Here is a 9,598-nt window from a genome sequence, read left to right on the forward strand (position 1 = left end):
AATTTGTCGAAAAAATGCAGTGGTAGAGCTAAACAGCTGACATTTAGGAGGATAATTTTTCAACTTTTTTCTAAAAATTTAAACATGACGAAAAGTCCATCAACATTAGGAATTATACTTTTTATCGCTACAATGATCGTTTTTTTTGTAGTGTACACTTTTTTTTCAGGAATCAATTATTTTGATATATCACTGAAAGCCAATGCATTTGTTCTGCCTATTTTATATGCCGGAGCAGCATTCTGGTCAGTAAAACTATATTGGAACAACCATCGCGTGGTAACTTTTAAGGAAGCTTTCAAAAGATCATTCGTTCCGATGTTCATCGGAGGAATTCTTTCGATTTTCAGTATTTATGCTTTTTTAAACTTTGCAGATACTGATGCAAAAAAGCTTTTGAACTATCAATATGTTCAAAGACAGAAGTCGGAACTGGATACGGAATATACTTCTGCGAGAAAGATTATGAAGCATCAGAAAGATATTGACGAGCTGGATCAGAAGTATAATGAAAGGCTTCAGAGCTTTAGTCCGGAGGCTGTAAAAGGAAAAGATATGCTTACCGCAAGTCATTTTTCAGGATATTTTGCAGCAATTCTTATATTTTACGTAGTTTTGTCGGTGTTTTTCGGAGCATTTTTCAGAACAAGAAGTATCTATCAGCCCGAAGAAACCAATCAAGACTAATTTTTTATTAAAATTAAATGAACTTATCTATAGTTATTCCGTTACTGAACGAAGAAGACTCTCTGGAAGAGCTTTTTTCAAGAATTGACAACGTCTGCAAAACCAGTAATTTATCTTACGAGATCTGGTTTGTAGATGATGGAAGTACGGATTTATCGTGGAGTATTATCGAGAACTTAAAAGTACAGTATCCTCAGATCCACGCTATTAAATTTTCCCGAAATTATGGGAAATCACAGGCGCTTCATGCCGCTTTTGCAAGAACAAACGGGGATGTGGTAATTACCATGGATGCCGACTTACAGGACTTTCCGGAAGAGATTCCTGAGCTGTACAATATGGTGATTCATGACAATTACGATATTGTTTCCGGCTGGAAAAAGAAACGTTTTGATAATGTAATGACGAAAAATATTCCGTCAAAACTATTCAACGCAGCAGCAAGAAAGGTTTCCGGAGTTTATCTTCATGACTTCAACTGTGGATTGAAAGCTTACAAAAGACAGGTGGTAAAATCTGTAGATGTATACGGAGATATGCACCGTTATATTCCGGTATTGGCTGCCAATGCAGGTTTCAGAAGAATTACAGAGAAAGAGGTACAGCATCAGGCGAGACCTTACGGAACTTCAAAATTCGGAACAGAGAGATTTGTAAGGGGATTTCTGGATTTGGTAACCCTTTGGTTCGTAAGCCGTTTTGGAGGAAGACCTATGCATTTCTTCGGAGCGGTAGGAACATTGATGTTTATCTTCGGTTTCCTTTCAGCACTTTGGCTGGGACTTTCAAAACTGATTGATGTAGCCAGAGGAATCTATGGTCATTTAATCACAAATAATCCTTGGTTTTACATTGCTTTAACCATGATGATTATGGGAACACTGCTTTTTGTAGCAGGATTCCTGGGAGAAATGATTATCAGAACCAATCGCGAGCATAAGAATTATAATATTGACGAAGTGATATAGGAATTAAAACAACTGTATTTTATCAATTTAGAATTAAAACAATATGATCCCTTGAAAAGTACCAGGCTTTTTAAGGGATTTTTTTTGATTCATTTAATTTATTTTCCGATCTTAGTGTAAGATGATAAAAAACACAAATGGAAAGTATAAGAATTGAAGTCGGTAATCTGGCGGATCTGGAAATTTTATCCAAGGAATTTAATATCCCAAAGAAAGAGTTGATTGCCTTTCATAATCAACATTGTTCCCTGCATGAAATCCTTCCGGATCATCTTCCAAAATATATAAAATACCTCTATATTCCTGCTGATATACAAATTCAACGGAAGGATAAGATCGTTAATTCAAGAATTGATCTTCCGGATACTCTGGCAGATCTTACTTATGGAGTATTGATAAAAGATGCTCTCTCTGGGATTCAGATGCATTACCTTGTGGATATTCAGAGAGAATATGAAAATAAAGTTTCTTTTACAAAAAGGAAAATGTATGTAGACGATCAGGAATTGGAACTGATGATGGAAAAACTGATAGAATCTGCGTCAGAAGCTCTTTATCCATTAGATTTTTCTTTGAAAAAAGATGGAAAGATTGATAAAATTTTAAACGGAAAAGAAATCCGGAAACGATGGGAAAAAGAGTATCTTCCTAAAATAAAACAGTATTACGTAGGCTCTGTGGCAGAAGAGTTTATCGATAAGTTGAACGGTTTTTATGAAAATATAGATGAAGCCCCGGAGGATCTTTACACTAATATCTTTTATCCGATATTCTTTTTGCCTTTATATACTTCATATCCTAATTATGAGAAAGAAGAATCTCTGAGTTTTAATTTTTCAGGTATTGATCAGTTTGTTTCTTATGCAGCTCACTTTTCAATGCAGAAAACATTTACGGAACAGGATCAGATTTTAATTCATGTAACCGGTGAGGAAGAAGATAATGGAGAAGTAGGCGGAAAAAGAGGAAGTTTGAATGTAATGTATAGAGTAGATAAGAATACAAAGTATATAACTTCTGTGGAAGCGGAATTGTCAACTTTTTACAGAAATGAAGAAATAAAGATTTATATTGAAATTTATCAGCAGAAATCTTATATTTGATTTACCCAATCATTAAAAATAATGCTATGAATATATTTCCTGTCTCTGAAAAAGAAGATCAACCCTGAATTTCGATCATATTTTCTGTTGTTTGAAGTAATATTCTTCCTGAAAAAGAGGTGTTTATGTGTTTTGAAACCGGATATCTTTGATGTCAGGATGTTTTAATACTCTTTTATCCCCATACAGTACCCTGAATGATTAGGAGATGCTTTAAGGAAGAATAGTCAATTATGAATTAAAAAAACACAAAATTACGATGAGCGAAAAACATCTGGTATGCCAGGGAGCTGTCTGTAGCTGTGATTTCGGAAGCACTACTGATAAGCTTATGGTGAAAACCCAATCCAAAAGATACATCAACGATAAAGACGGCACCCAAAAGCTGATGGCTACTCATGCCGATATTGGACCCACTTTTGAAAAAAATACATTTGGAAGCTGCAAAAAGCTCAACAACAATCCCTGCGTTCCGGCCGTAACAAAATGGGACGGATTCTATGATAAGATCACAGTAGAAGACAACAGTGGGAAAGCACTTCTCGAAGATTCCAAAGCAACCTGTGCGGTAAGCAATGCTCCCAGTATAAAAATTGTATTCCACGGACAAACGGCGGAACCTACTCCGCAGAATGTGGCAAATGCCAGACCTGAAGTGCTGGCACAGCTGGTACCTATTTTGGAGGAAAAGCTAAACGGATATTATTATAACTATAATGGAATGTATGAAGGGAAAGTCGCAGATCAAAAAAAGGGAAAGGAAAATGATGTTTATGCTTGTGAGGGAAGGGGGAGTAAGGAAGAAACTTTTATAAATATAAAAAAGCTTGCTTCAACTCATGATAAATTTATTAGTGATTCTTCTACAATTTATGGGGAAAGTTCAGCAGCTTATAATGTTATTGATAAATATGAGTTCTTTGCAATTGCTAGTGTACATAAAAGGAATAAAGTTGCATATGGGATAAATTCAGATTTTGCAAAGAAATTCAGAAAACTATCTGATTCAGATAGGAATAAAAATGAGGCAATGGTATTTTCTATAGCAGCTGAAATTAATGCATTAATTGATGGAAAAGATTATAGTAATGGTGCCAAACAATGGGACGGTGCAGAACAGACCCATTTGCCAAGTGATAATCCTGATATTTCTTCCAATGGTAAATTTATGTTTAAAGTAAATGTTATGGGGTGGGATATTAACAATGACAATTATAACTCTTGGCAATTGGCTGTTTCAACAAAATTTGGAACAAAATTTTTTAATATTCCACAGAAAAAATATGCAGTAGCCAATTATAAAGGTATGACAAATAAAAATATAATAAGATTGAAATCAGTAGCCCAATATGGACTGACTATGTTTTGGCAGGAAGTAAATATCACAAAACCCAAGGAAAAATGAAAAAACTACAAATAATACTCATTATACTTTTTTCTATTGTCCTGAATGCTCAAACATATGATACAATAGATTTTAAAAATATTATGGTTAATAATCATTTGTTATATAGCAATTTTCAGAGTATTAGAAAAAACATTGATGATACTAAAACCAATGCAAAGGTATTTACAGGAAAAGAAATGAACATCCCATTCTGTGAATTCAAATCTGAAGATATTTTTTATACGGTTTTTTCTAAAAACCTTGTTTTTAGCTATAATGAAAACCTGAATGATGAAATATTTATCACTTATGTAAAGCCAAATAAGAGTTTTAATTTAAAGCTTAAAACTAATGGAAATTCTCTGATTTTAAATACTAATACAAGTGTTAAGACTTTTAAAAAATATTTTAAAAAGTCTTCTTATACTCTGTTAAATGATAAAAAGGGCTTTAAGCTAATTGTAAAAAATGGTAAACAGTATGCTAATTGTAATTTGATCTTTAAGAATAACCGTTTTGTAGAAATGTATCTGGAAAAATAGAACAACAATATGTTCATAAAAGAGATAAGTGAAATATCATTGACTAAATTATAATACTATGAAAGCACTATACTTTTATTTTATGATATCTACCTTATTTTATTATTGCAAAAACAATAATAAGCTTGAAACCATTCAGAATTCGTTCAGGAAGGATACTATTTTCGCGCCGGCAAGGTATACAGCAAAGGATCCCAATTGTCAGCAGAGTATGAAGGGGTTTAACAGTAAGTATAATGTATTACTCTCCAAATTTTATACTGCAGAAAAAAGTTTATCCTTCAATACCAAAGACAGTGTGATGATAGCCCATCCTTTTTATACTCAGAATGATTCTTATGGAGATTGTTTTCCTGAAGAAACATATGGAAATCTGATTTTAGTCTATCATAATGCTACTCAAAAAACAAATGTCTATAAAAATGCTTTATATGAGGATGAACCCAATACATTTCAGGAAATAATACCTGACCCAAAAGGTTTTGTAATCTCTATGGAAAAGGGGAATTCATCAAAAATGTATTCCAAAGTTAAAGTGTCTTATAAAGTAAATGAGTTGTATTTAGATCATATTCAGCTTGAATCCTGGGGAAGGAAGCAGTATAAAAAGAAATATGCATTTAAAAATCTGAAACTGGAGAATTATTCTGTAAAGATGATTGATTCCCTACAGGTTGTGAATGATAAATAGAAATTGTACAATGATATCATGAAAAATGGGATCTCTTTTATATTATTTCTGGTTGGCATACATATTTTAGCTCAGTCTTCTGAGCCTTATACTCTTGTTTATATAGTGAATAAAACGGTTGATAGGGAAGAATATGTTGCTGATGAAAAGGTAGATAAAAAAGATGAAGTGAATATAATGAGGCGGGTTTATGGATATAATGCTAAAAAGGACAGTGTAGTATACTATAGCTTTTATAATTCAGCAGTAACAGAAAATGAAGAACCGTCATTGTATACTCTTGAAAAAAAGACGGATAAAATAGTGTTGCATTGTAAAGGAAGTGATGAGAGTAATATGAATCTGGGATTTGATAGTCAGGGAAAGACAATTACAATAAATAATAAAGATATTTTTTATCTGAACGATGCATATTATAACTATCTCCATAAAAGTGTTTATGAAAACTTAAATATTCCGGATTTGCTAGACTTTCTTGAAGACTTTCTCGAAGATTACAATATTGAAGAACTAAGATGTATTTCTTCCCTTGAAAAATATAAGCATAATGATTTCAGGGTATTAAAGGCTTATATGGAATCTTATCGATCCCAGGCTTCAGATTATCTGGATAAATGGAATATACAGTTTGATTATGATGGAAAAGGAGTTTTAAAATATCTTTTAAAAGAATCTGCAGAAGGAGATCAGGCATTAGAAAAAAAGATCTTGTCGCATCATCAGGGAGTTTTCAGGTATGCTATTCATAGAAATAATGAAAGCCGGTTAATTACAGATAGTGAACAGACTTTTGATATTTCGAAGAAGGTCTTTAATGAAAAGATCACTGCTTTTCAGGTGGGATTGGGTAAGGAAACAAATTTTGAAACAAAACAAAAGATATACAAAACATTTCCTGCCGATCATTTATATCTGAAATCGAAAGGTGTTTTGGAAATAAATAAGATAAAAATTAAATAATTAATTGCAGTAGGCTATTTCTGAGCAATATTCTAAAATAACAGATTGATATTGAGCGGTAACAATAATTGGAAATAGGTTACTTTTAAAAAACACATGTAATATGGTCATTATAGGAGATACACGCCCGCTTGCCAGTAAGAATTATACGTATACCATCAGTGCGGCTACAGGAAATCCAAAGGTAAAACAATGGAAGGTGGAGTACGCCGGTAAAGTGCTTGCTACAAGTACCAACGGCGTTTTTAATTTTAACCCTTCTATGGCTGGAAAAACAGTGAAACTAACTGCTGTTGTTGATATCCATGGTAAAGAAATGAGTTATTTCATCAATTTACAGATTCTCGCTGCAATGCCGGCAATAGAAGATTTGTATTGGCTGGATATTAATAATGAAAAAATCGGAAAACGTATTGTAGGCTATCTGGATACAGTAAAACTGGTTATCAAAACCAAAAATATCCCTGCCAATGACAAAATAAAGGTAACCATCTATGAGGATGAATATGCTGACGGACATGATGAAGATTCCTCAAGAAATATGGGAACCTATGAGCCTTATGTAGATAAAAAAGGGTATGCTTATATCACTTTCGATAATATAAAGGTCTATCAGAAAAAGCTGAACAGTATGGATTATGTGGACGAAAGTGTCCATGAATTTTATGCCAAGGTAGTGTACAGCAATAAGGTTAATCAGATAAAAGATACCATACAGCTGCAGGTTAAAAATGAGCTTTCTAAACTGGTGCCACCCCGTGTAGGAAGTAATCCTGTTGTGGTGGGGAAGGTGGATTCTGTAGCTAAGACAAAAAAAGCTCCTGTTAATTTTACATTTGGAGTTTTCTTGGATGGTACTCTTAATAATATGTATAATACGGAGATCAGGCAAAAAGTAACTGGTATAGATGTTATTAAAGCTGAAATATCGGGAGTAACTGATGATGAAGCCCAAAAAATTTATAAGAAAAAGGGTGGAGCTGTAGATGGAAAACCTTCTAAAGGAGAAACAAGTTTTGAAAACGACCTCTCTAATCCAGCTATTTTGTTTAAAAACTATAAGAAAAGTAAAAATGATAAAATATTTAGAGTTTATACAGAAGGAATGGGAACTAATACAGCTCCTAAAAACTATGGAGATGTATTAAATACAAATGATTATAAAGGAGATGATATGATGATGGGGCCTGCCTTTGGAATGGGGCCTGCTGGAATTATGGATAGAGTAAGGAAATCAATAAATGATATTAAAACAGAAATAGTTAATAATGTAGTCAAAGGCAAAGAAGTAGTAGGTACGTTAACATTTGATGTTTTTGGATTTAGTCGTGGAGCTGCTGCTGCAAGACATTTTGTACATGTTGTGACTCAGGGAAGTTATAGAGCACGTACAAAAGCTTGGAAGGAAGGTTTTATTGTTAAAGATATGTTTGGATATAATATATCAGAGTCTTATGCTAATGGGGTAATGCCAGCCTTTGGATATCTAGGGCAATTGCTTTCCGAAGCAGGACTAATGGATGAGCAGACAAAAATAAAAATCAGATTTGTGGGGATTTATGATACGGTACCCCACCATGGATTGTTGCAATCGAATGATTCCAAGGATCTTGGGTTAAATGATGTGAACAGAGCAGATTATGTAGTACATATGGTAGCAGCAGATGAGCATCGTGCGAATTTTAGTTTAGTAGATATTTCTTCTGTAGCTAAAGTTTCTCCTGACAGTGGTAAAAAAGGAGGAATTGAATTGCATTATCCTGGGGTGCATTGTGATGTAGGAGGTGCTTATGTAGAAGGATGGACTGATAATCCGAAAAGAATAGATGCAACTATTATTAAGGACTCTTTATATCCGCTTTCCCAAGAACTGATAAGACAAGGTTGGTTTCTGCCAGAAGAACTTACGATAAAAGCAGACCCTTTTTATAGACTTACCGTTAACAATTATAGGCTTGAAGGGGAAAGAAAACTTAGCAATCAGTATAGTTTTATTCCACTGCATCTAATGGTAAGCTTCTGCACTAAAAAAAGTATACCTATTAAAGGAGAGGGTGTGACTGATGATTATAAATTTCAGGAAAATTGGATTTCTGATAATGTTAAGTTCTTGGAAGGTATTAAAGAGAAATTGAAACAATATAGCTTTAATGGAGGAAAGCCTTTAGTGTTTACTGAGCCTGAAGTGTATAAGGAACCTCCCATTGTACATGCCACAGGTGATAGAAAAGCGGTGGCGGATTGGCAACAGCGTCAGTTGGAAGGTCAAAGACGTAATGATGCAGAAGCAGAAAAAAAGAATAAAGAAATTAAGTTTTTAAGAAACCATTACCTACATTGGAATGCTACTTACGGACAGTCTGGATCTGATCTTATTTCCCAGAAAAATTATCCTAATATTGTGGATGGAAAAAGAAAAAGAACCGTATATTAATAAACTTCCATGTTTTAGAAATGAGATGAGGATGGATTTAAGAAAAATAAATAATGAAAATATATATTCTCAGTTTGCTTTGTAGTATATTTCTATTACTAGCATGCAAAAAAAATGATACACCAAAGATGAAAAATAGTCAACAAGAAGAGTTTTCTTATATGGTAACGATGACTGCACCAGAAGAATATCCTGTAGAAGTACATATAGGAGTATTGACGGATGATAAAAAAGAGCTGATATGTGGAGTGCCTAAAACGGGTGTTGAAGATGGGGGCTGGCAATATGATGGAGATGCTGGTGGACAAGGAGGAAGTAGAATTCCATCGCATCTGGATCTTACATATGTTAATTATGCAGAAAAAAAATTTTGGAAGATAGATGCAGAGTTACCTAAAGAAAAAATACTTCAATTATTTCAAGAGGGATTTATGGTACAGGGAAATCCTGATAATAATGGCAATTTTCCATGGGAAAAAAGCACATATGACAAAATTACTATAGGAGCAGCACCTGGAGGGGTTGTTGTTGTTTGGTTATCAGGAAATCATCACCGCAGAGAGGTTTGTCGTTTACAGGCAAAGGAAATAACTGTAGATAAAAATAAGTTTAGACCCCATCCACAATATGATGAAACTCAACAACAATTTTTTGATAAAAAATATTCAATAAATATTTCTGATAGTACAAAAACAGCAATTGAAAAAACGGGTATTCCTTTTGGGTTATGGGATAAATACAGAGAAAAATATACTTACCGTTTTGTACTGGCTCCTTATGATAATAAAGACAAAATTACAGGATTATATCGTATTAATTATAATGG

At 33.6% G+C, this 9,598-nt stretch carries 9 protein-coding genes; all 9 read left to right on the forward strand.

What is annotated here, in order from left to right:
* Window positions 1-84: 84 nt before the first annotated feature.
* On the forward strand, window positions 85-687 hold the full coding sequence (locus DRF65_RS26800) for a DUF4199 domain-containing protein (RefSeq protein WP_115973778.1): 603 nt from the start codon (window positions 85-87) through the stop codon (window positions 685-687).
* 17 nt (window positions 688-704) lie between these two features.
* Entirely contained in the window at window positions 705-1,655 is a 951-nt protein-coding gene (locus tag DRF65_RS26805) for a glycosyltransferase family 2 protein (RefSeq protein ID WP_115973769.1), read from the forward strand.
* 137 nt (window positions 1,656-1,792) lie between these two features.
* Window positions 1,793-2,758: a hypothetical protein gene (locus DRF65_RS26810; RefSeq protein WP_115973770.1), complete on the forward strand. Its 966-nt coding sequence runs from the start codon at window positions 1,793-1,795 to the stop codon at window positions 2,756-2,758.
* Window positions 2,759-3,017: 259 nt separating this feature from the next.
* Entirely contained in the window at window positions 3,018-4,163 is a 1,146-nt protein-coding gene (locus tag DRF65_RS26815; RefSeq protein ID WP_115973771.1) for a DUF4280 domain-containing protein, read from the forward strand.
* Entirely contained in the window at window positions 4,160-4,687 is a 528-nt protein-coding gene (locus DRF65_RS26820) for a hypothetical protein (RefSeq protein ID WP_115973772.1), read from the forward strand. Before DRF65_RS26815 ends, DRF65_RS26820 begins: the two co-directional genes overlap by 4 nt.
* A gap of 58 nt (window positions 4,688-4,745) precedes the next feature.
* On the forward strand, window positions 4,746-5,378 hold the full coding sequence (locus DRF65_RS26825; RefSeq protein WP_123947441.1) for a hypothetical protein: 633 nt from the start codon (window positions 4,746-4,748) through the stop codon (window positions 5,376-5,378).
* A gap of 18 nt (window positions 5,379-5,396) precedes the next feature.
* Window positions 5,397-6,338, forward strand: coding sequence for a hypothetical protein (locus tag DRF65_RS26830; protein ID WP_115973774.1), 942 nt, complete (start codon window positions 5,397-5,399; stop codon window positions 6,336-6,338).
* 103 nt (window positions 6,339-6,441) lie between these two features.
* Window positions 6,442-8,772 (forward strand): T6SS phospholipase effector Tle1-like catalytic domain-containing protein, encoded by a 2,331-nt coding sequence (locus tag DRF65_RS26835; protein ID WP_115973775.1) that lies wholly within the window; start codon window positions 6,442-6,444, stop codon window positions 8,770-8,772.
* 53 nt (window positions 8,773-8,825) lie between these two features.
* Window positions 8,826-9,598, forward strand: a 773-nt coding sequence (locus DRF65_RS26840) for a DUF2931 family protein (protein ID WP_123947442.1), incomplete at its 3' end; no start/stop codon positions are given.

The organism is Chryseobacterium pennae (genome assembly GCF_003385515.1).
In the GTDB taxonomy this organism is placed as follows: domain Bacteria; phylum Bacteroidota; class Bacteroidia; order Flavobacteriales; family Weeksellaceae; genus Chryseobacterium; species Chryseobacterium pennae.